The organism is Flavobacterium sp. (assembly GCF_044341265.1).
GTDB lineage: Bacteria > Bacteroidota > Bacteroidia > Flavobacteriales > Flavobacteriaceae > Flavobacterium.
Genome location: NZ_JBIISA010000009.1, coordinates 24,708 through 50,792, shown reverse-complemented (window position 1 = coordinate 50,792; position 26,085 = coordinate 24,708). Strand labels below are relative to the sequence as shown.

Annotated in this window: 23 protein-coding genes and 1 pseudogene; 21 read left to right on the top strand and 3 right to left on the bottom strand. The window is 30.4% G+C overall.

The features are described from left to right. The first annotated feature begins 4 nt into the window (after nucleotides 1–4). The 3 genes from ACIQ06_RS06295 to priA are packed head-to-tail and all read left to right on the top strand — an operon-like array spanning nucleotide 5 to nucleotide 3,950. Nucleotides 5–949, top strand: coding sequence for a YihY/virulence factor BrkB family protein (locus tag ACIQ06_RS06295; RefSeq protein WP_396144579.1), 945 nt, complete (start codon nucleotides 5–7; stop codon nucleotides 947–949). A gap of 43 nt (nucleotides 950–992) precedes the next feature. Further along, on the top strand, nucleotides 993–1,454 hold the full coding sequence (locus tag ACIQ06_RS06290; RefSeq protein ID WP_396144577.1) for a DUF2147 domain-containing protein: 462 nt from the start codon (nucleotides 993–995) through the stop codon (nucleotides 1,452–1,454). 48 nt (nucleotides 1,455–1,502) lie between these two features. Then, complete coding sequence (priA, locus tag ACIQ06_RS06285) at nucleotides 1,503–3,950, top strand: primosomal protein N' (protein WP_396144575.1); 2,448 nt, start codon at nucleotides 1,503–1,505, stop codon at nucleotides 3,948–3,950. Here the strand turns inward: priA and ACIQ06_RS06280 are convergent. Beyond that, a complete protein-coding gene (locus ACIQ06_RS06280) occupies nucleotides 3,947–4,642 on the bottom strand; it encodes a LytR/AlgR family response regulator transcription factor (protein WP_396144573.1) in 696 nt (231 codons plus the stop codon). The two genes, priA and ACIQ06_RS06280, sit on opposite strands and share 4 nt — an antisense overlap. 191 nt (nucleotides 4,643–4,833) lie before the next feature. Here ACIQ06_RS06280 and rpsF point away from each other — a divergent pair, with 191 nt between their 5' ends. The 7 genes from rpsF to ACIQ06_RS06245 all read left to right on the top strand — a co-directional run bounded on the left by rpsF (nucleotide 4,834) and on the right by ACIQ06_RS06245 (nucleotide 10,725). Continuing rightward, on the top strand, nucleotides 4,834–5,175 hold the full coding sequence (gene rpsF, locus ACIQ06_RS06275) for a 30S ribosomal protein S6 (RefSeq protein WP_396144571.1): 342 nt from the start codon (nucleotides 4,834–4,836) through the stop codon (nucleotides 5,173–5,175). A gap of 2 nt (nucleotides 5,176–5,177) precedes the next feature. Next, entirely contained in the window at nucleotides 5,178–5,474 is a 297-nt protein-coding gene (rpsR, locus tag ACIQ06_RS06270) for a 30S ribosomal protein S18 (protein ID WP_007138295.1), read from the top strand. A gap of 65 nt (nucleotides 5,475–5,539) precedes the next feature. Beyond that, nucleotides 5,540–5,980: a 50S ribosomal protein L9 gene (rplI, locus tag ACIQ06_RS06265; RefSeq protein WP_396144565.1), complete on the top strand. Its 441-nt coding sequence runs from the start codon at nucleotides 5,540–5,542 to the stop codon at nucleotides 5,978–5,980. Between the two features lie 98 nt (nucleotides 5,981–6,078). Then, nucleotides 6,079–6,552 (top strand): DUF6495 family protein, encoded by a 474-nt coding sequence (locus ACIQ06_RS06260; RefSeq protein ID WP_396144563.1) that lies wholly within the window; start codon nucleotides 6,079–6,081, stop codon nucleotides 6,550–6,552. Nucleotides 6,553–6,609: 57 nt separating this feature from the next. Next, nucleotides 6,610–8,607 (top strand): NAD-dependent DNA ligase LigA, encoded by a 1,998-nt coding sequence (gene ligA / locus ACIQ06_RS06255; protein WP_396144561.1) that lies wholly within the window; start codon nucleotides 6,610–6,612, stop codon nucleotides 8,605–8,607. A 759-nt stretch (nucleotides 8,608–9,366) separates the two neighbouring features. After that, the gene (locus tag ACIQ06_RS06250) at nucleotides 9,367–9,978 is read left to right on the top strand and encodes a hypothetical protein (RefSeq protein ID WP_396144559.1); all 612 of its coding nucleotides are present in this window, start codon (nucleotides 9,367–9,369) and stop codon (nucleotides 9,976–9,978) included. A 48-nt stretch (nucleotides 9,979–10,026) separates the two neighbouring features. After that, the gene (locus ACIQ06_RS06245; protein ID WP_396144557.1) at nucleotides 10,027–10,725 is read left to right on the top strand and encodes a hypothetical protein; all 699 of its coding nucleotides are present in this window, start codon (nucleotides 10,027–10,029) and stop codon (nucleotides 10,723–10,725) included. Here ACIQ06_RS06245 and ACIQ06_RS06240 read toward each other — a convergent pair. Together ACIQ06_RS06240 and ACIQ06_RS06235 are read right to left on the bottom strand one after the other, a co-directional pair. Continuing rightward, nucleotides 10,701–11,615 (bottom strand): metallophosphatase, encoded by a 915-nt coding sequence (locus ACIQ06_RS06240; protein ID WP_344814915.1) that lies wholly within the window; start codon nucleotides 11,613–11,615, stop codon nucleotides 10,701–10,703. The genes ACIQ06_RS06245 and ACIQ06_RS06240 overlap by 25 nt on opposite strands. Before the next feature lie 26 nt (nucleotides 11,616–11,641). Then, entirely contained in the window at nucleotides 11,642–12,391 is a 750-nt protein-coding gene (locus tag ACIQ06_RS06235; RefSeq protein WP_396144555.1) for a 5'-nucleotidase C-terminal domain-containing protein, read from the bottom strand. 78 nt (nucleotides 12,392–12,469) lie between these two features. Here ACIQ06_RS06235 and ACIQ06_RS06230 point away from each other — a divergent pair, with 78 nt between their 5' ends. The 11 genes and pseudogenes from ACIQ06_RS06230 (at nucleotide 12,470) to coaE (ending at nucleotide 26,036) form a co-directional block, all read left to right on the top strand. Further along, nucleotides 12,470–12,988, top strand: a complete 519-nt coding sequence (locus tag ACIQ06_RS06230; protein ID WP_396144553.1) for a DUF6913 domain-containing protein — start codon at nucleotides 12,470–12,472, stop codon at nucleotides 12,986–12,988. Between the two features lies 1 nt (nucleotide 12,989). Beyond that, complete coding sequence (gene dapA / locus ACIQ06_RS06225) at nucleotides 12,990–13,865, top strand: 4-hydroxy-tetrahydrodipicolinate synthase (RefSeq protein ID WP_396144551.1); 876 nt, start codon at nucleotides 12,990–12,992, stop codon at nucleotides 13,863–13,865. Between the two features lie 121 nt (nucleotides 13,866–13,986). After that, nucleotides 13,987–14,781: an outer membrane protein assembly factor BamD gene (locus ACIQ06_RS06220; RefSeq protein WP_396144549.1), complete on the top strand. Its 795-nt coding sequence runs from the start codon at nucleotides 13,987–13,989 to the stop codon at nucleotides 14,779–14,781. A gap of 7 nt (nucleotides 14,782–14,788) precedes the next feature. Beyond that, nucleotides 14,789–15,106, top strand: coding sequence for a DNA-directed RNA polymerase subunit omega (locus tag ACIQ06_RS06215; RefSeq protein ID WP_298306181.1), 318 nt, complete (start codon nucleotides 14,789–14,791; stop codon nucleotides 15,104–15,106). Nucleotides 15,107–15,115: 9 nt separating this feature from the next. Continuing rightward, on the top strand, nucleotides 15,116–16,327 hold the full coding sequence (gene coaBC, locus ACIQ06_RS06210) for a bifunctional phosphopantothenoylcysteine decarboxylase/phosphopantothenate--cysteine ligase CoaBC (RefSeq protein WP_396144546.1): 1,212 nt from the start codon (nucleotides 15,116–15,118) through the stop codon (nucleotides 16,325–16,327). Next, the gene (locus ACIQ06_RS06205; RefSeq protein WP_396144544.1) at nucleotides 16,320–17,207 is read left to right on the top strand and encodes a DUF4835 family protein; all 888 of its coding nucleotides are present in this window, start codon (nucleotides 16,320–16,322) and stop codon (nucleotides 17,205–17,207) included. Before coaBC ends, ACIQ06_RS06205 begins: the two co-directional genes overlap by 8 nt. A gap of 21 nt (nucleotides 17,208–17,228) precedes the next feature. After that, entirely contained in the window at nucleotides 17,229–18,881 is a 1,653-nt protein-coding gene (gene recN, locus ACIQ06_RS06200; protein ID WP_396144542.1) for a DNA repair protein RecN, read from the top strand. 61 nt (nucleotides 18,882–18,942) lie between these two features. After that, on the top strand, nucleotides 18,943–20,133 hold the full coding sequence (gene fabV / locus ACIQ06_RS06195; protein ID WP_396144540.1) for an enoyl-ACP reductase FabV: 1,191 nt from the start codon (nucleotides 18,943–18,945) through the stop codon (nucleotides 20,131–20,133). A 94-nt stretch (nucleotides 20,134–20,227) separates the two neighbouring features. Then, the gene (locus ACIQ06_RS06190; RefSeq protein ID WP_396144538.1) at nucleotides 20,228–24,229 is read left to right on the top strand and encodes a GEVED domain-containing protein; all 4,002 of its coding nucleotides are present in this window, start codon (nucleotides 20,228–20,230) and stop codon (nucleotides 24,227–24,229) included. Nucleotides 24,230–24,317: 88 nt separating this feature from the next. Then, nucleotides 24,318–25,313, top strand: a pseudogene (locus tag ACIQ06_RS06185) (glycosyltransferase); the annotation flags it as partial. A gap of 12 nt (nucleotides 25,314–25,325) precedes the next feature. Further along, the gene (coaE, locus tag ACIQ06_RS06180; protein ID WP_396144746.1) at nucleotides 25,326–26,036 is read left to right on the top strand and encodes a dephospho-CoA kinase; all 711 of its coding nucleotides are present in this window, start codon (nucleotides 25,326–25,328) and stop codon (nucleotides 26,034–26,036) included. Nucleotides 26,037–26,085 lie beyond the last annotated feature (49 nt).

The window sequence follows — 26,085 nt, the reverse complement described above, 5'->3', positions numbered from 1 at the left end:
AAAAATGACTCTCGAAGAAAAAATAAAAGGTTTTCCAGTAATTAAGCAACTTATAGCTTTTGGTAATTCAATCAAATTGCCTTGGCTACATGGGTTGTCGTTATATGAACTTTTAGAGTTATACATTACAGGAATTATAGAAGGCGCTTTGTCTTATCGTGCTGCTGCAATTGCCTTCAGTTTCTTTATGGCGTTGTTTCCTTTTGCTTTGTTTATTCTGAATTTGATTCCGTACATTCCAATTGAAGGTTTTCAAGAAGATTTCCTCGGATTTGTTAAAGATGGCGTTCCACCAACAACTTATGATGCAATATCAAAAATTATAGATGATATTCTTCATAATAGTAATTCAGGATTAATTTCGACTGGGGTTGTAATGGCTATTTTATTAATGACTAATGGTGTAAACGCAATATTAGGAGGATTTGAAAACTCACAGCATATCACTTTAAAACGTGCCTTTTTTAGACAATATTTTGTTTCGCTCGGAATGTCAATTTTACTTTCTTTACTATTGATAATTACTGTTGCAACAATCGTAATCTTTGAGGTTTTAATTCAAAAAACTAAAATTCAAGATGTACTTTCAGAAAATATTCCAATAATTGAAATGAGTCGTTATATTTTCTTAATTCTGATGATTCTAATCACAACTTCATTGCTCTTTAAATTCGGAATTAAAAGAAATGGCAAACGTGCCTTTATTTCAATAGGTTCGGTTTTTACAACAATTTTAATCATTTTATCTTCCTATGTCTTCGGAATTTGGGTAGTAAAATTCTCAAAATACAATGAACTTTATGGTTCTATTGGGACACTTTTAGTAGTAATGTTTTACATTTGGATTAATTGTATGATTCTTTTATTAGGATTCGAATTGAATGCCTTAATTCAAAAACTGAAAAGAGAAAAAGCACTCGAATTAGAAGCAGAAAATAGTTCAAATTAATATATTAAGTCATAAGTCAATAATAAAAAATCACAATTAAAAAATGAATCCAGTTATGAAGACGTTAAAAATGTTCAAACTCAAGAATAGTTTAGTTTTACTTTTTGTTTTGTTTTTTCAAATAGTGCAAAGTCAATCTGTTTTAGGAAAATGGAAAACTATTGATGATGAAACTGGTAAAGAAAAGAGCATTGTAGAAATCTATGAAGTAGACGGAAAAATCTACGGAAGAATCGTTGAAATTTTAGAAGCTGAACATCGATTCAAAAAATGTACATTATGTCAAGGAACAGATAAAGATAAACCAATTATGGGCTTGATTTTTATCAAAGGATTGACTAAAGATGGCGAAGAATATAGTGGTGGAAAAATTTTAGATCCAAAAAACGGTAAGCTATACAAATGTTATATCACATTGGAAGGCAATGACAAACTAAAAGTTCGGGGTTATATTGGAATTTCTCTTTTAGGAAGAACCCAATATTGGAAACGAGTGAAAAGTTAGTTAGTTTTAGTCTCTTTCATCTATTTTCTATTCTCTTTATTCTAAAAAATGCATTTCATTGAAGTAATTTTACCGCTTTCTTTACCCAAAACGTTCACCTACAGCGTTTCGGAAGCCGAGTACAATTACATCAAAATCGGAATGCGTGCTGCGGTTCCATTTGGGAAAAGTAAAATCTATACAGGATTGGTTTTAGATTTGCACCAAATTCCACCAACATTATACGAAGCCAAAGAAATTCATCAAATTTTAGATGAAAAACCAATTGTAAATGAATTTCAAATTCTGCATTGGCAATGGATTGCGACGTATTATATGTGTAATCTTGGTGACGTTTTTCGAGGTGCAATGCCATCAGCTTTTATTTTAGAAAGCGAAACTATAATTTCCCAAAAGAAAGATTTCAATGTAAATGAATCCGAATTATCCGATGATGAATTTCTAATTTTTGAAGCACTTCAACATCAAAGTTCATTAAAAGTTCAGGATATCAGTGCAATTTTGAACAAGAAGAATATTTTTCCTATAGTTCAGAAATTGCTTAATAAAAATGTGCTTTCACTTCAAGAAGAACTTCAAGAAGAATACAAACCAAAGCTAATTAGATACATTCGTTTACATGAAGATTATACTTCTGATGAAAGTCTGATTTCGTTGTTAGATTCTTTAAAAGGAGCAAAGCAAAAGGAAGTTCTGATGCATTATTTTCAGTTAAATGCACAAGAAAAAAAGCCAATTTCGGTAAAGCAATTAACCGAAATTTCGCAGTCAACTTCTACTACAATTAAAACTTTGATAGATAAAAATATTTTTGAAGAATATTACATTCAAGAAGACAGAGTCAATTTTGATAAAAATAAAATTGAAAATAATTTAGTTTTAAGTGAAGCACAACAAAAGGCCTTTGCAGAAATTAAAGAGAGTTTTCTTTCGAAAGATGTCTCGCTACTTCATGGTGTTACTTCATCAGGAAAAACCGAAATTTATACCAAATTAATAGAAGAATATATCGCTCAAGGCAAACAGGTTTTGTACTTACTTCCCGAAATTGCTTTGACCACGCAATTGGTTTCTCGTTTAACGGCGCATTTCGGAAATCAAGTTGCTGTTTTCCATTCTAAATATTCTAATAATGAACGTGTTGAAGTTTGGAATCAAGTTCTGGAAAATTCAGAAAAAGCTAAAATCGTAATAGGAGCAAGGTCGTCTTTGTTTTTACCTTTTTCCAATTTAGGATTGATAATCATTGATGAAGAACACGAACAAACTTTTAAGCAACAAGATCCTGCACCAAGATATCATGCGCGTGATGCCGCAATTGTTTTAGCAAATTCACAAAAAGCTAAGGTTTTATTAGGTTCAGCAACGCCAAGTATTGAAACGTATTTCAACGCGCAATCAGGAAAATTCGGAATGATTTCAATTTCTGAACGTTTCGGAAAAGCACCTTTACCCGAAGTTGAATTGGTAGATTTAAAAGAAAATTACTTCAAAAAACGAATGAAAGGTCATTTCAGTTTGACGCTAATTGAAGCCATAACGGAAGCTTTGAGTTTGGGTGAACAAATCATTTTATTTCAAAATCGACGAGGTTTTTCTCCGGTTTTAGAATGTATGACTTGTGGTCATATTCCGCAATGTACTAGTTGCAATGTGAGTTTGACGTATCATAAATTTAAAAATCAATTGCGATGTCATTATTGTGGTTATTCCATTGCAAAACCAACTAATTGCCACGCTTGTTCAAGTGTAGATATCTCTGCTAAAGGTTTTGGTACAGAGCAAATTGAATTAGAATTAGCCGAATTATTTCCAACAAAAAACATCAAACGAATGGATCAAGACACCACTCGTGGAAAATACAGTTTTGAAAAATTAATTGATAGTTTTAAAAATCGTGAAATTGATATTTTGGTTGGAACCCAAATGCTTGCTAAAGGATTAGATTTTGATAATGTGTCGTTAGTAGGAATTATGAACGCTGACACAATGTTATATCATCCTGATTTTAGAGCTTTTGAAAGAAGTTTTCAAATGATGACACAAGTTTCTGGTCGTGCAGGTCGTTCAGATAAACGTGGAAAAGTTATTATTCAAACGTACAATGTGAATCATAATATTATTCAGGAAGTAACTCACAATGATTATGTTGGAATGTATAAAGAGCAATTGTATGAGCGTCAGATTTATAAGTATCCACCTTATTTCCGTTTGATAAAGTTGACGTTGAAGCACAAAGATTTTGACAAATTAAAAGAAGGTTCGATGTGGTTGTATCAAGTGATGCAGCAACATTTGCAACTACCAGTTTTAGGTCCAGAAGAGCCAGGGATTAACCGTATTCGTAATGAATATTTTCGTACTATTATGGTTAAGATTCCTCAAAATGTGTCCATTCCAAACACAAAAAAAACTATCCAGAAAATTCTGAATAGTTTTGATGTTATTCCGCAATACAGAACTATAAAAGTTACTGCAAACGTAGATTTTTATTAAGCAATTGCTAAAGCTCTTATTAAATCTTCTTTCTTATTACGACTTAATGGAATTTTAGTAACTCCAATTTCAGCAAATTTACTATTGAAACGTTCTACTTTGTCGATATTAATGATATACGATTTGTGAACTCTAATAAATTTATCTTTAGATAAGTCTTTTTCAAAAGATTTCATAGTTGATAGAACAAGGTTTGTATCTTCTTCTGTAACAACTTTTACATAATCGCCGTAAGCTTCAATCCATTTGATTTTATTGGTAAAAACTTTCAACTTTTTAAGATTACTCTTAATAAAGATGTGATCACCTTCATCGTCATGATTGTCTTGACGTAACATATAATGGTCTAATGCTCTTTTTACAGAAGCATTGAAACGCTCTAGTACAATTGGTTTTTGCAAATAATCTGTTGCATCATAATCAAATGCTTTCAAGGCATACTCAGCTTTAGAAGTAATGAAAATTACTTGAGGTTTAACTTTTAAACCATCAATAAAATCAAAACCGCTAATTACAGGCATCTCTACATCTAAAAAGATTAGGTCAACGGTATGCACCGTCATACAATTTTTTGCTTCAATTGCATTAGAAAAATCACCCACTAATTGTAGATTCGGATGATTATTTACTAACTTTGCAATGACCATCCTCTGTAGAGAACTGTCATCGACTACTACACAATTTAATTTCATAATTCAGTATTATTATAGATTTGGTGAGACAAATATAGTACTTTTTTTTAAAGAAAATAACGTTTATCGATTTTTTTTGCTTTTAAGCAGTATTTTTTTGCATTTAGGCGATATTTTATGTTTTTGAGTTGTTAAACTAATATTTATTTCTACCTTTGCACCCAATTTTATATAATTAAAACATATTTATTATGAATCATTACGAAACTGTTTTCATCTTAAATCCCGTTTTATCTGATGTTCAGGTAAAGGAAACAGTAAGCAAATTTGAAGATTTTCTTACAAGTAGAGGAGCAAAGATGGTATCAAAAGAGGATTGGGGCTTAAAAAAATTAGCTTACGAAATCCAAAACAAAAAAAGTGGTTTTTACCATTTATTTGAATTCCAAGTAGCTCCAGAAGTATTAATTGCTTTTGAAACTGAATTTAGACGTGACGAACGTATCATGCGTTTCTTAACAGTAAGTTTAGACAAACATGCAATTTCATGGGCAGAGAGAAGAAGAGAAAAACTTAAAGTAGCAAAAGCTTAATCATGGCAACATTACAACAATCAGCTTCAGGAAAAAAAGACGGAGATATCAGATATTTAACGCCTTTGAACATAGAAACTAACAAAACTAAAAAGTATTGTCGTTTCAAAAAATCTGGAATCAAATACATCGATTATAAAGATGCAGATTTCTTATTAAAATTCGTTAACGAGCAAGGTAAAATTTTACCAAGACGTTTAACAGGAACTTCATTGAAGTATCAAAGAAAAGTGTCAGTAGCTGTAAAAAGAGCTCGTCACTTAGCTTTAATGCCATATGTAGCAGATTTATTAAAATAATTTAAAATCAACAGTTGTTGGTTTTCCAATAAAGGAAACCTAACTTCTATAATAAGGACAACAACATGGAACTTATATTAAAACAAGACGTTCAAAACGTAGGATTTAAAGATGATATCGTTACAGTAAAAGCTGGATACGGTCGTAATTACTTAATTCCACAAGGATTTGCTCAATTAGCTACACCTTCTGCAAAGAAAGTATTAGCTGAAAACTTAAAGCAAAAAGCTCACAAAGAAGCTAAAGTTGTTGCAGATGCTACTAAAATTGCAGATGCATTAAAAGCTTTAGAGATTAAAATTACTTCAAAAGCTGGTGGTGAAAAATTATTTGGTTCTGTAACCAATATTGATATCGCTGCTGCATTAGAAGCTGCTGGTCAACCTGTTGATAGAAAATTTATCACTAGTGGAACTGTAAAAAGAACTGGAAAATACACTGCTTCTGTAAGATTACACAGAGATGTAGTTGTTGAATTACCATACGAAATCGTAGCTGAAGTTTAACAGCTCACTACAAACAATCTAAATCCCGATGAAAGTCGGGATTTTTTTTATAAATAAGTTTTTAACTTTTAAACTTATAAACACTTAAACTTTTTCAATTGAAATACAAAAGATTAACCAAAGAACAATTTGAAGCTTTGCATCAAGAATTTGCAAATTTTCTTGCTTCTCAATCTATTGATAAAAAAGAATGGGACGAAATTAAAGCGAACAAACCCGAAGTTGCCGAACAAGAATTAGACGTTTTCTCTGATTTAATTTGGGAAGGTGTTTTGTCTAATTCTCAGTTTTTAGAACATTTTTCTAAAAACCATATTTTCCTTTTTCATTGTCAAGAAGACTATATTGACTCAATGGTAATAAAATCATTAGTACCAGATGTCGACTTTCTTACTAAAGATGGTTTACAATGGCTAAGTGAAAATCTATTCACCGATGTTGTAGAAATTCATGTTGGAAAAAAGAATTATGATGCCGAAAGAAAAGAATCAATATTTGATTTAATTACTCAAGGTGCGATTTTGAGTGACGGACAATTATATGTTCAAATTAATACTATAATTCAATCATAATTTCCTGAATTTAGAAATATTTACCTACTTTAGTGAAGAAATATATTTTTTGGTTTTATGGACATTCTTAAAAAAATTCAAGACTTACGCGAAGAACTTAACTTGCACAATCACAATTACTATGTGCTTGATAATGCAACTATTTCTGATTTTGAATTTGATCAAAAATTAAAGGAGTTACAAGATTTAGAAGCTCAACATCCTGAGTTTTTTGAAGAAAATTCGCCTTCACAACGAGTTGGTGGAACAATTACAAAGAATTTTCAAACTGTTATTCACGAAAATAGAATGTATTCGTTAGATAATTCTTATTCTAAAGAAGATTTACAGGATTGGGAAACCAAAATTCAAAAGGTTTTAGGAAATGTAGATTTACAATATACTTGTGAGTTAAAATATGATGGTGCATCTATTTCTATAACTTATGAAAATGGAAAACTTTCCAAAGCGGTTACTCGCGGTGATGGTTTTCAGGGTGATGATGTTACTAATAATATCAAAACTATAAAATCTATTCCATTGCAATTGAAAGGGAATTTTCCATCTAAATTTGATATTAGAGGAGAGATTATTCTTCCTTTTGAAGGATTTGAAAAAATGAATCAGGAATTGATTGATATTGGTGAGACTCCTTATTCAAATCCAAGAAATACGGCTTCAGGTAGTTTAAAGTTACAAGATAGTGCCGAAGTTGCTAAACGTCCATTAGATTGCTTGTTATATTTTATTACAGGTAATAATTTGCCTTTTGATACGCAATTTAAAGGATTAGAAACCGCTAGAAATTGGGGTTTCAAAGTTCCAACGCAATCAAAATTGGCGAATAACCTTGATGAAGTTTTTGAATTTATTAACTATTGGGATGTACATCGTCACGATTTACCTTATGAAACCGATGGCGTTGTAATAAAAGTCAACGATTTTAATCATCAAAATGAATTAGGTTATACTGCAAAATCTCCTCGTTGGGCAATTGCTTACAAGTTTAAATCAGAGCAAGTTACTACAACTTTAAACTCAATTTCCTATCAAGTTGGGCGAACAGGAGCGATAACTCCAGTTGCTAATTTAGAACCTGTGCAATTGGCAGGAACAATTGTAAAAAGAGCTTCCTTACACAATGCAGATCAAATTGAAAAATTAGACATTAGAGTAGGCGATGAAGTTTTTGTTGAAAAAGGAGGCGAAATCATTCCGAAAATTATTGGTGTTGCCAAAAGAGGAACAGAGGTTGAACCAACGAAATATATTACCCATTGTCCAGAATGTCAAACGGAATTGATTAGAAAAGAAGGCGAGGCACAACATTATTGTCCAAATTTCTATGGTTGTCCACCTCAAATTATCGGAAGAATTCAGCACTACATTTCTAGAAAAGCTATGGATATTGAAGGTCTAGGTGGCGAAACTGTAGCTTTATTATTCAATAATGGATTAGTAAAAGATTATTCCGATTTGTATGAATTGAAAGTAGAAGATGTAATTCCATTAGAAAGAATGGCGCAAAAAAGTGCTGAAAATCTTGTAAATGGAATTGAAAAGTCAAAAGAGATTCCTTTTGAAAGAGTTTTGTTTGCTTTAGGAATAAGATATGTTGGAGAAACTGTTGCTAAGAAATTAGCGAAACACTATAAAACTATAGATGCTTTGAGTCAAGCTTCTGTAATGGATTTAATTTTAGTTGATGAAATAGGAGATAGAATTGCTCAAAGTGTTATAGAGTTTTTTGAAAATCAAGAAAACAGAACTATTATTGAACGACTCAAATCTTTTGGAGTTCAATTTGAAATAATTGAAAAATTTAATCCTAATGCAACAGTAAAACTTTCTGGAAAAACCTTTGTAGTTTCAGGAGTCTTTGAAAAATTTTCTCGAGATGACTTAAAGAAAGCCATAGAGGATAATGGAGGAAAAGTAGGAAGTTCAATTTCTGCAAAAACTGATTTTGTGGTTGCAGGAGATAATATGGGACCTGCCAAATTAGAAAAAGCAAATCAACTCGGGATTTCCATAATATCGGAAGACGATTTTATACAAATGATAAATGAAAATTGATAGAATTGCCTTAATTGGATATTTAATTTTATGTTTTGTTGCAATTTTTGCTAACTTTTTTGAGCTTTATGGTTTGAAATTGTTTTCAAAATCGATGCTAATTCCTGTTTTGTTTTTTTACTATATTGGAAATGTAAAGAAAGTAGATTTTTTATCTTGTGCGTATCTTTTTTTTAATTTTATAGGAGATTCTATTGGGATTTTTGATTTTAAAGATGAGATTCAATATTTAATTATACCTTTTTTTATATGTAATATTTTATTAATTTTTATAATGTTAAAAAGGATTGAAAAATTTAGACCAACAGTTTTCAACTTAATATCAATGTTAATTGTGAGTCTTTTTTTAGGATATTTATGGCATACTGTTGTTGATATTTTTAAATTTACTGAAGGTTTACAATTGAAAATTGCAATCTATGGAATAGCGTTATTTTTAATTTCATTTTTAGCTTCATATAAAATCATTAATAAAGTTACTACTTCCAATTTGTATTTACTTTTGTGTGTTTTTTGTGTATTAATATCGGATGTTTTTTATATACTTTACAATTTTCAGGCTAAGTTGTTAATTTTCGATTCAATTCATTTTTCATGTCAAATTTTTTCCTATTTATTTTTTGTAAATTCTATTATTAATAGAGAAAAATTATCTTATAATAATCAATGATATCTCTCGCAATTAATAAGTCTTACGTATATAAAAAATTATTATTGTTATTTTTTCTTTTAGCAATAATTGAAATTGTGTCCGAATTTTTGGAAAATAAATTATGGATTGCTATTTCCAAACCAATTTTATTGCCTTTACTTTTAAGTTTATATCTAATTAGATCAAGCAAAGTATCCAGTGTATATATTTTTGCGCTTTTTTTGAATTGGATATCAAATGTGTTATTCTTATCAGAAGCTATTAACTATGTAACTGCTGCTTCTGTGTTGTTTATTATTAGTAGGCTATTTATTCTTTTAAAAGTGTATAAAGAAGTAAAATTGCCCACATTGTTTCCGTTTGTTATTGGAACAATTCCATTTATTTTTATGTTTATCTATTTGAATTTTTTAATTTTTGAAGAGATAAGTTTTCAAGTTTTCATTATTACAATTTTTCATAGTATAAGCATGTCATTTATGGGAGGAATTGCACTAGGAAATTATATTATGAAAAATGACAAGACAAGTAAACTGCTTTTGGTTAGTGCAATTTTTTATACTTTTAATATTTTGATTTTAGGAGTTAAATTCTATTATTTAGATTTGCCATTTTTGAAACCAATGTCAATGGTATTTTTTATTTTAGGACATTTTTCGCTATTAAATTTTATGATATTATCAGAAAAAGAAAACTTTTTTATAATTAATCAAAAATAAAAATTCTTTTTGTTGTATTTTTAATAATTTTTTTCTTAATTTTACTAAATGAGTTTAAGTGTTAAAAATAATATAATTAAAATTATTTCATTCTTTTATTTCTTCAATGCTATTGTTGAAGTTATAGCAGAAACTTTTTCTTACGAACCAATAATTTTCATTACAAAACCATTAATACCTATACTATTAATGGTTTTGTATTTTTATACTTCAAAGAGCAATTGCAAATTGTTTTATGTGATAATGTTTTTTTCTTTGCTAACCAATCTTCTATTTATTCCTAATACAGCAGACTCTCTTTTTTATGGAGTTATTACCTATACAATTCATAGAATATTTTTACTGATATTAATTTTTAGAATTATAAAAATTAAAGATTATATTCCTTTTTTCTTGGCTACTTTACCACTAGGATTTATATTTTTCTATCTTTTTGCTGCCTCAGATGTTCCTGAAAATTCTTATTATTTAATCTTTTTCCATAATCTTATTGCAGCAGTTTTAGGAGGCGTTGCAATTTCTTCTTATGTCATGAATGACAGTAAACAAAACTCTTATTTATTAATAAGTGTATTGTTGTTTTTAGGTTTACAATTGGTAATTTATATTGAAAAGTATTATATGGTAGATTCACATTCTTACATACTTCGACCATTAGCAATGACCTTGAATATCCTTGCTTTTTATATGTTTTATCAGTTTGTAGTTATTTCTGAAAAAAATCAGACAACTATTGATTTACCTTGAGATTGAAGTTCTTTATCATTAGATAAATAGAAATCTATTCTACCTAAATTCAAGCCATAGCAACCAACTTGATTAATCAATACTTGCTTTCCTTCACTATTTTTCTCAATAATTGGTTTGTCAAGAAAAGTGTGAGTGTGTCCACCAATGATTAAGTCAATATCTTTTGTTTGTTTTGCTAATAAAATATCGCAAACTTTATTAGGATCTTCTTTGTATTTAAATCCTATATGAGAAAGGCAAATTACTAAATCGCATTTCTCCTCTTGTTTTAGAATTCTAGCCATATCTGTAGCCACTTCTATCGGATTATTATATACAGTTTCTTTGTAATTCTTTTTGTCTACCAATCCTTCTAGTTCAACACCAAGTCCGAAAATCCCAATTTTTATACCATCAATCGTTTTGATTTTATAAGGTTTTACATGACCATCAAGGATAGTGTTTTTGAAATCATAATTAGCAGATACAAAATCAAATTTAGCATTATGTAATTGAGCATAGAAACCATCAATTCCATTATCAAAGTCGTGGTTTCCTAATGTTGCGACATCATAACCCATCATGCTCATTAATTTGAACTCTAATTCACCTCCATAATAATTAAAGTAAGGAGTTCCTTGAAAAATATCTCCTGCATCTAGTAATAATACATTTGGGTTTTCTTTACGAATAGTTTCGATAAGTGAAGCTCTTCTTGCAACGCCACCCATATTTGGGTTTCTTGGATGATCTGCAGGAAATGGATCGATATAACTGTGAACATCATTTGTGTGTAAAATTGTAATGTGTTTTAAATCGTTACTTTTAAAACTACTTAAAGAAAGTCCTGTCAAACTTAGTAAAGCTGAACTTGCTACTGTTTTTTGAATAAAATCTCTTCTTTTCATTTCTTTTGGCTTTATTTAGTTCAGTATTATTCTTTTATTATTCTAACATTGTTATTGATTCTTAAAGTGTCAACATCCTTAAAATAATCAATCATAATGTTTCTAAGTTTGTAATCAATATCAAATTTTTCAATTCCTTTTTTAAAGAAAGTCATGTTATCACCACCATTTGATAAATAATCAGACGTTACTACATAGTAAATTTTATCATTTTCTAGTGGTTTTCCTTGAACTAATAATTTTGTTGCTTTTAAATCTTTAGAAACTGTAAAATTTAATCCAGACAATGGATGTGGTTTTTTTTCAGCAATAATGTGATTGGCTAATTCAATAATTTGTTCTCCTTTAAGAGCAACAATGATTGCGCTGTTTTCGAATGGCATTACTTCATAAGCATTTCTTGCGGTAACATTTCCTTTTGGAATTAAAGTTCTAATTCCTCCATGATTTAATAGACAAATATCTATTGTTTTATTTTCGCGTTTTTGAAAAATAGTATTGCTTTTTTCTATGGTAATATCTGCCAAAAAACAACCAATATTAGTTTGCCATTCTCCTTTAGATTTGTCTAATGTTTCAGGATTGTAAGCTAAAACTTCACTTAAATCTTTATCAATATGTTCTCTATAGGGTTTAATATAGTTCTCAATTTCAGTCTTACTTTGTTGTGTTTCTGTAATACCTATTTTCTTACCTTCAATTTTTGTAACTTGATACTTTTGACTCGAACAAGCGATCAAAGAAATAAATGTTAATAATAAAACAAAATGTTTCAAAACAACGTTATAGTTTTTTAGATTTACCATCTCAAATACGACTAAATTTAATTAAATTTGTAACCAAGTAAAAGTACTATGTTTTTAAGTAAAATAAAGGATTTTTGGACAAAAAAAATAGTTAAGAAACGGTTATCAAATGTAAAGCATATAAATTCAGATAGTTCTATTAAAAAAGTTGGGATAATTTTCGATGAGAGTTATTTTTATGAAAAGGAAAAATTAATAGAACAGCTTGTGAAAAATGGAATTTATTCTGAAAACATTAAGTTTTTGGTGTTTAAAAACAAGGTAAAAAAGAATGAAACTTTCGACTACAATGTTTTTACTTATAAAAATATTAATTGGAATGCCACATTTGATAGTAAAGAGGTAAATGATTTTATAAACGATAATTTTGATTTACTTATTAGCTATTACGATACTGAAAAAGCACCATTATTATTGGTAACCAATCTTTCAAAATCAAATTTTAAAGTGGGATTTACCTCAATTGATAAAAGATTAAATCATTTTATGATTGATACAAATGCTGAGAATTATACCGTTTTTATAGACGAATTATTTAAATATTTAAAAATACTAAACAAACTATAATATGCAATCACTAATTGGTACTGGAGTTGCACTTGTAACACCATTCAAAAAAGACTTTTCTGTAGATACTGAGGCACTAACAAGAATAGTAAATTTTCAAATTGATAACGGAATTGATTACCTTGTTGTACTAGGAACTACTGCTGAAAACGCTACGTTAAGTCAAGAAGAAAAAGAATTGGTTATTACTACTGTTATTGATGCGAATAAAGGCAGGTTGCCATTGGTGTTAGGAGTAGGAGGTAACAATACTTATAAAGTGGTTGAAGAACTTAAAACAAGAGATTTTTCAAATTTTGTTGCTGTTCTTTCTGTATCTCCTTATTATAATAAACCAACTCAAGAAGGAATTTATCAACATTTCAAAGCTGTTGCAGAAGCTTCTCCAATTTCTGTCATTTTATATAATGTTCCAGGAAGAACTGCAAGCAATATGTTGCCTTCAACGGTTTTAAGATTGGCTAATGATTTTAAAAATGTTGTTGCAATAAAAGAAGCAGCTGGTGATATTGTTCAAGCAATGAAATTAATTCAAGGAAAGCCTGAAGGATTTTTAGTTATTTCTGGAGATGATATGGTCACTTTGCCAATGGTTTTAGCAGGCGGAAGTGGAGTTATTTCTGTAATTGGTGAAGGATTTCCAAGACAATTTTCAGATATGGTACGTTTAGGATTAGAAAGAAAAGTTGATGAAGCTTATAAATTGCATTATCTTTTAGCAGAAGCAATTGATATGATTTTTGAACAAGGAAATCCTGCAGGTATCAAAGAAGTGTTTAAAACACTAGGCTTATCTGAGAATACAGTGCGTTTGCCATTGGTAAATGTTAATCAAGATTTAGCAGATCGATTGAATAAATTTGTAAAAAGTCTTTAGTTTTTTTATAAAAAAATACAATTAAAAAAAATCTTTCATAGTATCTAATTATTAACTAATTTTGCAGTTCGTTTTTTTGAGAAGTAAAATCCTTTAAAAACCTGTATCCATAAAAATAAAAATGAAGAAAATAGTTTCTCTTATCGTATTGGTTGTTCTTTTTTCGTCTTGTAGCGAATATCAAAAAGCATTGAAGAATGAAGATGTTGCTGCTAAGTATGATGTTGCTGCAAAAATGTACGACAATGGTAAATATAGCAAAGCAATACGTTTGTTCGAGCAAATTGCTCCAGGATACAAAGGGAAGCCTCAGGCAGAGAAAATGTTTTACATGTTTTCACAATCGTATTACAAAACAAAACAGTATTACCTAGCTGGATATCAATTTGAAAGTTTTGCTTCAAGTTATCCAAAAAGTGAAAAGCAAGAAGAAGCAAAATATTTAGGAGCATTATGTTATTCAAAATTATCTCCTGTTTATAGTTTAGATCAGGTAGATACTGATAAAGCGATAGCTAAATTGCAAAGTTTTATTGACGAATATCCTAATTCAACTTATTTGCCTGAAGCAAACAAAGTAGCGATTGATTTAAGAAATAAGTTAGAGAAAAAAGCTTTTGAAAACGCTAAACAATACAATACAATATCAGATTTTAAAGCAGCTCAAATTGCTTTAGATAATTTTATAAGCGATTATCCAGGAACACCATTTAAGGAGGATGCTTTGTTTTACAAATTAGATTCTGCCTATAAATTGGCAGTAAATAGTGTTGAACAAAAAATGGAAGAACGATTAAATGTGGCGAAATCTGCATATAATAGCTTGATTAAGTTTAACGCAAGCACAAAATATAAAGCACAAGCCGATGAAATGTTGGCTAAGATTGATAACGATTTAAAACAATTTTCTAAATAAAAAAGTCATGGATTTAAAAAAGACCAATGCACCAGTAAACACAATAACTTACAACAAAAATGTTATTGAAGAACCTACCGGGAATGTTTATGAAGCAATAACTATTATGGCTAAAAGAGCAAACCAAATTAACACTGAAATCAAAAAAGAATTGATTGAAAAGTTAGATGAGTTTGCAACTTACAATGATAGCTTAGAAGAAGTCTTTGAAAACAAAGAACAAATTGAAGTTTCTAAATTTTATGAAAAACTTCCAAAACCACACGCTCTTGCAGTTCAAGAATGGTTGGATGGAAAGATTTATCATAAAGATACAAACAAATAATATAAGACAATGTCAGTTTTAAGCGGTAAAAAAATAATACTAGGTGTTTCTGGTGGAATTGCCGCATACAAAACAGCAACATTAGTTCGTCTATTTATAAAAGCAGGTGCACATGTCCAAGTGATAATGACACCTGCTTCTAAGGATTTTGTAACACCATTAACATTATCCACATTGTCTAAAAACCCAGTTCATTCTTCATTTTACAATGAAGAAGATGAGAATGCTCAATGGAACAATCACGTTGAATTAGGTTTATGGGCAGATTTAATGGTTATTGCACCTGCAACAGCCAATACACTATCCAAAATGGTCAATGGAAATTGTGATAACTTATTAATTGCAACCTATTTATCTGCAAAATGTCCAGTTTATTTTGCGCCAGCAATGGATTTGGATATGTACAAACATCCTTCGACAGTAAGTTCTTTTAGAACATTACAACAATTTGGAAATACGATAATACCAGCCGAATCAGGCGAACTAGCAAGCGGACTTTCTGGTGAAGGTAGAATGGCAGAACCTGAAAATATTGTTGCTTTCTTAGAAGCCGATTTATCAAGCAAATTACCTTTAAAAGGAAAAAAAATACTAATTACTGCTGGTCCAACATACGAAGCAATAGATCCTGTACGTTTTATAGGAAATCATTCTTCTGGAAAAATGGGTTTTGATATTGCAAATGAGGCAGCAAATCTAGGTGCGGAAGTTATTTTGATTTCTGGTCCTACTCATTTTAAAGTGAAGAATAGCCAAATCAATTTGGTTAGAGTAGTTTCAGCTCAACAAATGTATGAAGCTTGTCATGAGTTTTATAATGATGTTGATGTTGCTATTGCAGCAGCTGCGGTTGCTGATTATAGACCAAAGAATGTTGCGGAACAAAAGATTAAAAAGAGTGAAGCTTCTTTTACAATTGAATTAGAAAAAACTAAAGATATTTTAGCTTCTTTGGGAGAAATAAAGAAAAATCAATTTTTAATTGGTTTCGCTTTAGAAACTGAAAATGAAATTGAAAATGCTAAGTTGAAAATTCAGAAAAAAAACTTAGATTTGATTGTTTTAAATTCGCTTCAAGATGAAGGAGCTGGTTTTGGAAAGCCAACTAACAAAGTTACTTTCATTGACAAAGATTTTGCCATCGAGCCAATGGAATTGAAATCTAAAGAAGATGTAGCTGTTGATATAATAAATAAAATAATAAATCATTATCATGCGTAGTATTTTAATTTTAGTTTTTTTGTTTCTATTTGCTAACGTTCAATCGCAAGAACTTAATTGTAAAGTAATTGTGAATTATGATAAAATTACTAACGTAAATACTCAAATCTTTAAAAATCTAGAAACTTCTCTAAACGATTTTGTAAATAAAACTGTTTGGACAGAAAAAACATTTAAAGAAAATGAAAAAATAAGCTGTACCTATTTTATTACTGTCAATTCATTTGAAAATAATAATTTTGAAGCAAGTATTCAAGTACAATCTTCACGTCCAATATATAATTCAAACTTTTCAAGTCCTTTACTAAATATAAACGATAAGGATTTTAGTTTTCAATATGTAGAATTTCAAAATTTGTTCTACAATCCTAATAGTTATGATTCTAACTTAGTTTCTGTAATTGCTTTTTATAATTATATGATATTAGGTTTTGATGCAGAAAGTTTTGCTTTAGATAGTGGTACTCCATATTTTCAATTAGCACAAGAAATTGTTAGTATTGCTGCACCAACTGGTGGTAAAGGATGGTCACAAACCGAGAAAACACAAAATCGATTTTATCTAGTAAATGATGTTATGTCAACGACTTTCAGACCATTAAGGGAAGCATTGTTTCAATATCATTTTAATGGTTTAGATAACATGCATAAAGATTTAAAAAAATCTAAAGAAGAAATAGTTTCAGCTATAAATACTTTGTCAACGGTTCATGGTGTTAGACCAAATGCCTATTTAACAAGGATATTTTTCGATGCAAAGTCAGATGAAATTGTATCCATTTTTTCTGGTGGTCCAAGTGTTACTATTGATGGTTTGGTTGATAAATTATCTAAAATTTCACCTACGAATTCTTCTAAATGGTTGAATATAAAGTTTTAATTAGGAGTTAAATCTTTACCAATGATTACATCATTATCTATTGAAAATTTTGCTTTAATTGAAAAGCTATCTGTTAAATTCACAGATGGATTTTCTGTTATTACTGGTGAAACTGGTGCAGGAAAATCAATTCTTCTAGGAGCATTAGGCTTAGTCTTAGGAAAAAGAGCCGATTTAACTTCTCTGAAGAATAAAGAAGAGAAATGTATTATTGAAGCACATTTTCAAATTAAAAATTACAATTTGAAATCTTTTTTTGTTTCAAATGACCTTGACTACGAAGACGAAACAATCATTAGAAGAGAAATATTACCTTCCGGAAAATCAAGAGCTTTTATTAATGATACACCTGTCAATTTAAATGAATTACAAGAATTAAGTAATTATTTAATTGATATTCATTCACAACATCAAACTCAAGAATTGTCAGATGATGCGGTTCAATTTCAAATAATCGATTCTGTTGCATCTAATTTTGATTTTATTTCTCAATATTCAATCCAACTTAAGGAATATAAAAGACTGAAATCAGATTTAAAATCTAAAAAAGAATCGCTTTCCTCTGTTTTAAAAGAACAAGATTATAATACTTTTCTTTTGGAAGAATTACTTTCTGCACAATTAAAATCTGGTGAATTAGAAGAGCTTGAATCAAGTTTTGAAAAGCTTAATAATGTTGAATTTATCAAAGAAACTCTAGTAAAATCTTTGGCAATAGCTAATGATGAGCAATTTGGTTTGATTCAAAATTTAAAAGAAGTAAAAGCCTCTTTGCAAAAAATAGCCGTACTTTCAACTGAATATAATTTACTTTTTGAAAGAGTAAATAGCACTTTAATAGAATTTGATGATATCGAAAAAGAATTAAATCAACTTTCAGAAACAATTTTTTCTGATCCTGAGGCTTTAGATTTAACAAATCAGAAGTTGCAATTGATTTACACTTTATTTAAAAAACATCAAGTAAATACAATTGATGAGCTATTAATTATTCAAAGTGATTTAGATAATAAAGTGGTTTCTGTGACGACATTAGAATCTGAAATTGTTGAAATTGAAAATCAAATTATTCAATTTGAAAATCAATTAAATATTTTGGCTAATCAAATTCATGATAATCGAGAAAAAGCAATACCAGTTTTAACCGATAAATTAGCTTCATTTTTATCAAATTTAGGAATGCCTAATGCAAGGTTTAACATCCAGCTAGATTTGAAAGAGGACTTTTATAATAATGGAAAAGACGAAATTATATTTTTGTTTTCAGCCAATAAAGGATCCGATTTTGGATTGTTGAAAAAAGTTGCTTCTGGTGGAGAAATGTCTAGGATTATGTTGGCAGTGAAAGCAATTTTATCTCAATTCTCTAATCTTCCTACAATAATATTTGATGAAATTGATACTGGAGTTTCTGGAGAAATCGCTCATAAAATGGCAGAAATAATGAAAAACATGAGCAGTAATATGCAAGTTTTTGCCATAACTCACCTACCACAAATAGCCAGTAAAGGAAAAGATCATTTTAAAGTTTTTAAAGTGATTAAAGATAACCAAACACACTCTGAATTGAAGTTGTTGTCTGATGATGAGCGAATTATTGAAATTGCTCAAATGTTGTCAGGTTCAGTTATTTCAGATTCTGCCTTAATTCATGCAAAGGAATTGCTTAACTAAAAATATAGAATTATATTTGTTTTTTCAAAGACAAACTAAATAAACGAATAAAGTTAAAGATATGATTATAGAACCAAGAATGCGCGGATTTATTTGTTTGACAGCTCATCCAAAGGGTTGCGAGCAAAATGTTAAAAATCAAATAGATTACGTTAAGTCAAAAGGTAAGATAGATGGAGCTAAACGCGTTTTAGTTATTGGAGCGTCAACTGGATTCGGATTAGCCTCTAGAATTTCTAGTGCTTTCGGATGTGATGCAGCAACAATTGGAGTTTTCTTTGAAAAACCAGCTTCAGAAGGAAAAACGGCTTCTCCAGGTTGGTATAATTCTGCAGCATTTGAGAATGAGGCTCACAAAGCAGGTTTATATGCAAAGAGTATCAATGGTGATGCTTTTTCTAAAGAAGTAAAGCAACAGACTATCGATTTGATTAAAAATGATTTAGGTCAAGTTGATTTAGTTATTTATAGTTTGGCTTCACCAGTAAGAATGCATCCTGAAACAGGAGTTTTACATCGTTCAACATTAAAGCCAATAGGAACAACTTTTACTAACAAAACTGTCGATTTTCACACAGGAAATGTAACTCAAGTATCTATTGAGCCAGCTAATCAAGATGATATTGATAATACGGTTGTTGTTATGGGTGGAGAAGATTGGTCAATGTGGATGAATGACTTGAAAGATGCAGGTTTATTGGCTCCAGGAGCAACTACCATAGCCTATTCTTATATAGGACCATCAGTTACTGAAGCAGTTTATAGAAAAGGAACTATTGGTAGAGCTAAAGATCATCTAGAAGCAACAGCTTTTACAATTACTGATGATTTAAAAGAATTAGGCGGAAAGGCATATGTTTCTGTGAATAAAGCATTAGTTACTCAAGCAAGTTCTGCAATTCCGGTAATTCCGCTATATATTTCATTGTTGTATAAAATTATGAAAGCTCAAGGAATTCATGAAGGATGTATCGAGCAAATTCAAAGACTTTATAGTGAAAGATTATATACCGGTAAAGAAGTTCCAACTGATGAAAACGGAAGAATAAGAATTGATGATTGGGAAATGAGAGAAGATGTTCAAGCGCAAGTTTCAAATTTATGGGATAAAGCAACAACAGAATCTCTAGTAGAAATAGGAGATTTAGCAGGTTACAAACAAGATTTTCTAAATTTATTTGGATTTGGTTTTAATGGTGTTGATTATGATGCAGATGCAAATGAATTAGTTTCTGTACCAAGTATAAAATAAAATTGTTAAAATTTTATAGATTTAAAGGCTCACAATTATTTGTGAGCTTTTTTTGTTTATTTTTATAGCTTTAAATTTAACTTATAAAAACAACATGAAGAAAAATTACTTTTTAGTAGCATTATTTTTTTGTTTGTTCCAACTAGGTTTTAGTCAAAGTTTATCACAGTATACTTTTTCACAAAGTAACTCGACTTACACGGCTATAACTGGAGGAACAATACTTGGGTCAACAACTTCAGATGACCAAAGATTTTTAGATCCTGCAGTTCCACTTGGAGCGGCAAATTTTACAGGAGTTGGTCTACCAATTGGTTTCAATTTCACATTTAATGGTTATACTTATAATCGTTTTGGTGTAAATGCAAACGGATGGATTTCTTTAGGTTCATCATTATTGACTCCCTCAGTTGATATGAATTCAACATCTTCTTACGAGCCAATTTCTTCAGTAAGTACTACGGTATCAAATCCATTAGTAGCAAGAATTTCTGCTTTTACAAGAGATTTAATGTCACAAAATGGAGGTGAGATTAGGTATGAATTGACAGGAACTGCTCCTAATCAGGTTTTAGTTGTTCAATGGACTAATTATGCTAAATATTTAGCTGTTGGAGATTCTTATAATTTTCAAATAAAATTGTACGAAACAACCAATAAAGTTGAAATTGTTTACGGAACAATGACTAATAATGGGACTTCAACAGTTGCACAAACTGGTTTAAGAGCTAATCCAAATAATGTAGCAACAAATTTTGTTGGAAGAACTACTGCCGTAGATTGGTTTGGTACAACTGCAAGCGCAGCTGCAACTGATACTATGTTATTATCAAATGTTATTTTTCCACCTGCTGGTTTAGTATTTGCTTATACACCGCCGCCATCTTGCTCTGGAACTCCAGCGCCAGGAAATACAATTTCATCAACGGCTTTAGCTTGTAGTGGTGTTGGTTTTAATCTTTCATTACAAAATAGTACTTCAGGTTCTGGAGTAACTTACCAATGGCAAACTTCTTCTGATGGTATAGCTTACACTAATGCAAGTGGAGCATCAACAGATCCTACTTATACTGCAAATCAAACAGCAGTAACATATTACCAATGTGTTGTAACATGTACTGCATCAGGATTAAGCACAACTAGTACACCTGTAATGGTTGGATTAAACACTCCATCAAATTGCTATTGCATCCCAACATATACAACCGGTAAAACAGATGGAGATTTAATTTCAAATATCTCAATAACAGGTACTACTTTAGCGAATAATACTGGTACAAATCCAACAAATCCAGCGTATACTTACTTTACAGGTCAACCAAACTATACTGGAACTTTACAAGCAGGTTCTTCTTACACTGTAAATGTTTCTGTAGGAACTTTTGGAGGTCAAAATGTAGCTGTTTGGATTGATTATAACGACGATGGTGTTTTTGCAACATCGGAAAGAGTTGGATATACTACAGCTTCAATTGCTGGTAATGGTTCAGCTGCTTTTTCAATCAGTTTAGCATGTAATCCACCACTTGGAACTCACAGAATGAGAGTAAGAGATGTTTGGAATACTTCAGGTATTAATATTGATCCATGCCTTAATTATGGTTATGGTGAAACAGAAGATTACGATGTAACTATTTCTGCTGCTGTTGCTTGTCCTCAGCCTTCAAATTTATTAGTTACTAATGTAACTGGTACTTCTGCAGTTTTAGGATGGACAGCTGGTTGTGTTGAAACAGCATGGAATGTTTATGTAACTACAGCTGGTGGAGCGGCTCCAACAACTCCAACATATTCAAGCGTAGTTAATCCTTTTGTTGTAAATGGTTTAACACCAGGAACAGCTTACGATTTTTATGTAAGTGCAGATTGTACTACTAATGGAGTAAGTCTTTGGACTGGACCATTTTATTTTGTTACTTCTCCAGCAAACGATAATTGTGCTGGGGCAGTTGCTTTAACTGTAGGAAATGTTTTTGCAGATAACGATGTTACTGGAACTAATGTTGCTGCAACAAATTCAAATCCTCCTGCGCCAAATTGTGCAAGTTTCTTAGGAGGTGATGTTTGGTATTCTGTAACTGTTCCTGCTTCTGGTTCAGTAACTATTGAAACTAATCCAGCAGCTACAAGTGTTATTACTGATACTGGTATGGCAGTTTATTCAGGAACTTGTGGTTCACTTACTTTTGTAGAGTGTGATGATGATGATAGTACTAATGGAAATTTTTCATTAATTGCATTAACCGGAAGAACTCCAGGTGAAGTTTTATATGTAAATGTGTGGGATTATTCAAATGATAACTTTGGACAATTTTTAGTATCAGCTTATGATTGCCCTTCTACAACTCCAGCTCCAACTGGTGATGCAACGCAAACATTTTGTAGCGCAGGTACTGTAGGTGATTTATTTGCCGACGGAACAACTATACAATGGTATTCTTCTGCAACAGGCGGAACTCCATTATTAGCAACAGATAATCTTGTTTCTGGAATGTATTATGCTACGCAAACTGTAAACTGTGAAAGTTTTAGTAGATTGGCAGTAAATGTTATTGTATCTTCTTTCCCAGTAGTTAATACAGCTACACTCTCAGTTTGTGATAGTGGAACAAGTACAGCAGTTTTTAATTTAACTTCAGCTAATACAGCTGTTAGTTCAGAATCTGGAGTGGTTTATACGCATTATGTAGATTTATTTGATGCTGAAAACGCTTCTAATGCTATAGCAAATCCTACAACATTTGTAGGTACGAATGGTCAAATTGTTTTCGTAAGAGTTGAAAATGCAAATGGTTGTTATAATATAGCGGAATTAATATTAAATATAACATCAACTTTAGCTCCAACTGGTGATGCTGCTCAAACATATTGTGGAGCTAGTACTTTAGATGATTTAACAGTAGTTATTACTGGAACTAGTTTAGTTTGGTATAATGCTGCAACTTTGGGTACTATTTTGCCTTCATCAACTGCATTAGTATCAGGTACAACTTATTATGCTTCTCAAATAGAAAATAGTTGTGAAAGTTTAACACGTTTAGCTGTAACTGTAACTGAAAACTGTCCATTTGCTGGATGTTTATCAGCTCCAAATAATCAATGGCCAGCAGCAACATTTACTCCAGCTTGTTTAGGAACATCTCAAACAATAACTACTGCGGGTTATGCAGGTGAATATTCTAAAGTAAATGTAACTACAGGTGTTCAATATACTTTTACAAGTTCAATTGCTACAGATATTGTTACAATAAGTGATGAGAATGGAACAGTTGCTTACACTTTTGGAACTGGTAGTGTAGTTTGGACATCAAGTTTAACAGGTGTAATAAGATTTTACACTCATGTTGACAATACTTGTGCAGCAAATACAACTCCTAGAACAAGAGCAATATTATGTGGTACACCTCCACCAGCTCCTTTAAATGATAATTGTTCAGCTCCAAATGCATTGATTGCAGGTGGTGTTTATACAGATAATGATGTTGATGGTACTACTTTCGGTGCAACAGCATCTTCTCAAGCTAATCCTGCAACTTGTTTTGGATATAGTGGTGGTGATGTTTGGTTTAGTGTAGTTGTTCCAGCAAGTGGTAACCTTACAATTGAAACTGGTGCTCCTATAGCAGGAGGAACTGGAATTGATACTGTTGTTACTGCTTACACAGGAGATTGTGCAGTTTTAAATCAAATAGGTTGTGATGATGATGGTGCAACTGAAACTGCAGTAGGATTTTCATTACTTACATTAACTGGTCAAACTCCAGGTAATACAATATTATTGAGAGTTTATGAGTACAACAATGATTTACCAGGTTCATTCTCAATTTCAGCTTATGACGCTTCATTAGGAACAAATAGTTTTGATAGTTCAAACTTTACATTCTATCCTAATCCTGTTAAAGATGTATTGAACTTATCTTATTCAAAAAATATTGATACTGTTCAAATTATGAATATTTTAGGTCAAGAAGTTTCTGCTAAATCAATCAATGCTACTCAAGCTGCAATTGATATGTCGAATCTTCCATCTGGAACTTATTTAGTAAGATTAACATCTGAAAATCAAGTAAAAACGATTAAAGTTGTGAAAGAATAATTATAACTTATTCTTAAATAAATAAAAAGTCCTGCTTCGGCGGGACTTTTGTTTTATAGAAAGAGTATCTTTGTTAAAATTTTTTCGAATGTATTTTTCAATTATTATTCCAGTCTATAATAGACCTGACGAAATAAACGAACTGCTAGAAAGTTTACTATTATCTACTTACAAAAGCAATTATGAAATTGTAATTGTAGAAGACGGTTCTTCAATATCCTGTGAAGAGGTAATAAAGAAATTCACAGATAAATTATCTATTTCATATTATTATAAAGCAAATTCTGGTCCAGGAGATTCTAGAAATTTTGGAATGCAGAAAGCCAAAGGTGATTACTTTATCATATTTGATTCCGATTGTATTATTCCAAACAACTATCTTTCTGAAGTTGATAAAGAATTAAAATCCAATTACGTAGATTGTTTTGGTGGACCTGATAAAGCATTAAAATCATTTTCTAATATTCAAAAAGCTATCAACTTTTCAATGACTTCTTTTCTAACAACAGGAGGAATAAGAGGTGGTTCTGAGAAAATAGATAAATTTCAACCAAGAAGTTTCAATATGGGAATTTCTAAAAAAGCATTTGAAGAATCTAAAGGATTTGGAAACATTCATCCAGGTGAAGATCCAGATTTATCCATCAGATTATGGAAATTAGGTTATCAAACTAGACTTTTTTCTTCTGCTTTTGTTTATCATAAAAGAAGAATTGACTGGGATAAATTTACACTTCAAGTATCAAAATTTGGAAAAGCAAGACCAATTTTAAATCACTGGTATCCAGAATATAGTAAACTCACGTATTGGTTACCTTCTTTATTTGTTATTGGATTTATAATCTCTGTTGGGCTTTTAATAATTCTATTTGATTGGGGATTAAAACTATATTTTTTATATTTCGTGATAATCTTTATTGTATCAAGTATTCAAAACAGAAATCCAATAATTGGTTTATTATCTATAGTAGCTGTTTGGAAGCAATTTTTTGGTTACGGCTTTGGATTTTTAAAATCATTTTTCAAGATTAATATTCTCAGAAAAAAACCTCAAGACGCTTTTCCTGAATTGTTCTTTAAAATAAATTCCAATCCAATGGAAGCTGAAAAAGAGTTGATTTTTGAAAAACAAATGGAAACTCCAATTCAAAAATCGGTAGAAAAAGTTATTGATAAAATTGTTACTCCTATTAATAAAATTGTTGAACCAGTTGTAACAAAATCAAAAATAATCGGTCTAACAGGTGGAATAGGTAGTGGTAAAACTACGGTTGCAAAATATCTTATTTCTAAAGGCATTCCAGTTTATATTTCCGATGTAGAAGCCAAAAAAGTAATGGAATTTCCTGAAATTATTTCTCAAATTGTACAAACTTTTGGAAATGAATTAATTACAGATAATCAAACTTTAGATAGAGAGAAACTTGCAGCAATTGTTTTTAATGCTCCAGAAAAGTTGAAACAACTTAATGCTATTGTTCATCCGGCAGTAAAAAAACACTTTGATAATTGGATTGCTACAAATCAAAACCATCCAATTTTAGTAAAAGAAGCGGCTATATTGTTTGAAAGTGGTAGTTATAAAGATTGTGATAAAATTATTACTGTATCAGCACCACTAGAGTTAAGAATAGCGCGTGTATTGAAGCGTGATTCGACTACTAGAGAAAAAGTATTACAAAGAATTAACAATCAATTGTCTGATGAAGAAAGAATTGCAAGAAGTAATTTTGTAATTAAAAACGAAAATTTTGAGGAAACTAAAAAACAAGTCGACGAAATCGTCAATTTATTGAAAAATAGATAATTATTTACCTCTATGTTAATGTTTGGTTAATACATTAACAGAATAAATG

Bases quoted from the DNA above. Each gene is read 5' to 3' on its own strand.
- ACIQ06_RS06295 (WP_396144579.1), top strand. From the start codon at position 5: ATGACTCTCGAAGAAAAAATAAAAGGTTTTCCAGTAATTAAGCAACTT.
- ACIQ06_RS06290 (WP_396144577.1), top strand. From the start codon at position 993: ATGAATCCAGTTATGAAGACGTTAAAAATGTTCAAACTCAAGAATAGT.
- priA (WP_396144575.1), top strand. From the start codon at position 1,503: ATGCATTTCATTGAAGTAATTTTACCGCTTTCTTTACCCAAAACGTTC.
- ACIQ06_RS06280 (WP_396144573.1), bottom strand. From the start codon at position 4,642: ATGAAATTAAATTGTGTAGTAGTCGATGACAGTTCTCTACAGAGGATG.
- rpsF (WP_396144571.1), top strand. From the start codon at position 4,834: ATGAATCATTACGAAACTGTTTTCATCTTAAATCCCGTTTTATCTGAT.
- rpsR (WP_007138295.1), top strand. From the start codon at position 5,178: ATGGCAACATTACAACAATCAGCTTCAGGAAAAAAAGACGGAGATATC.
- rplI (WP_396144565.1), top strand. From the start codon at position 5,540: ATGGAACTTATATTAAAACAAGACGTTCAAAACGTAGGATTTAAAGAT.
- ligA (WP_396144561.1), top strand. From the start codon at position 6,610: ATGGACATTCTTAAAAAAATTCAAGACTTACGCGAAGAACTTAACTTG.
- ACIQ06_RS06245 (WP_396144557.1), top strand. From the start codon at position 10,027: ATGAGTTTAAGTGTTAAAAATAATATAATTAAAATTATTTCATTCTTT.
- ACIQ06_RS06240 (WP_344814915.1), bottom strand. From the start codon at position 11,615: ATGAAAAGAAGAGATTTTATTCAAAAAACAGTAGCAAGTTCAGCTTTA.
- ACIQ06_RS06230 (WP_396144553.1), top strand. From the start codon at position 12,470: ATGTTTTTAAGTAAAATAAAGGATTTTTGGACAAAAAAAATAGTTAAG.
- dapA (WP_396144551.1), top strand. From the start codon at position 12,990: ATGCAATCACTAATTGGTACTGGAGTTGCACTTGTAACACCATTCAAA.
- ACIQ06_RS06220 (WP_396144549.1), top strand. From the start codon at position 13,987: ATGAAGAAAATAGTTTCTCTTATCGTATTGGTTGTTCTTTTTTCGTCT.
- ACIQ06_RS06215 (WP_298306181.1), top strand. From the start codon at position 14,789: ATGGATTTAAAAAAGACCAATGCACCAGTAAACACAATAACTTACAAC.
- coaBC (WP_396144546.1), top strand. From the start codon at position 15,116: ATGTCAGTTTTAAGCGGTAAAAAAATAATACTAGGTGTTTCTGGTGGA.
- ACIQ06_RS06205 (WP_396144544.1), top strand. From the start codon at position 16,320: ATGCGTAGTATTTTAATTTTAGTTTTTTTGTTTCTATTTGCTAACGTT.
- recN (WP_396144542.1), top strand. From the start codon at position 17,229: ATGATTACATCATTATCTATTGAAAATTTTGCTTTAATTGAAAAGCTA.
- fabV (WP_396144540.1), top strand. From the start codon at position 18,943: ATGATTATAGAACCAAGAATGCGCGGATTTATTTGTTTGACAGCTCAT.
- ACIQ06_RS06190 (WP_396144538.1), top strand. From the start codon at position 20,228: ATGAAGAAAAATTACTTTTTAGTAGCATTATTTTTTTGTTTGTTCCAA.
- coaE (WP_396144746.1), top strand. From the start codon at position 25,326: ATGGAAGCTGAAAAAGAGTTGATTTTTGAAAAACAAATGGAAACTCCA.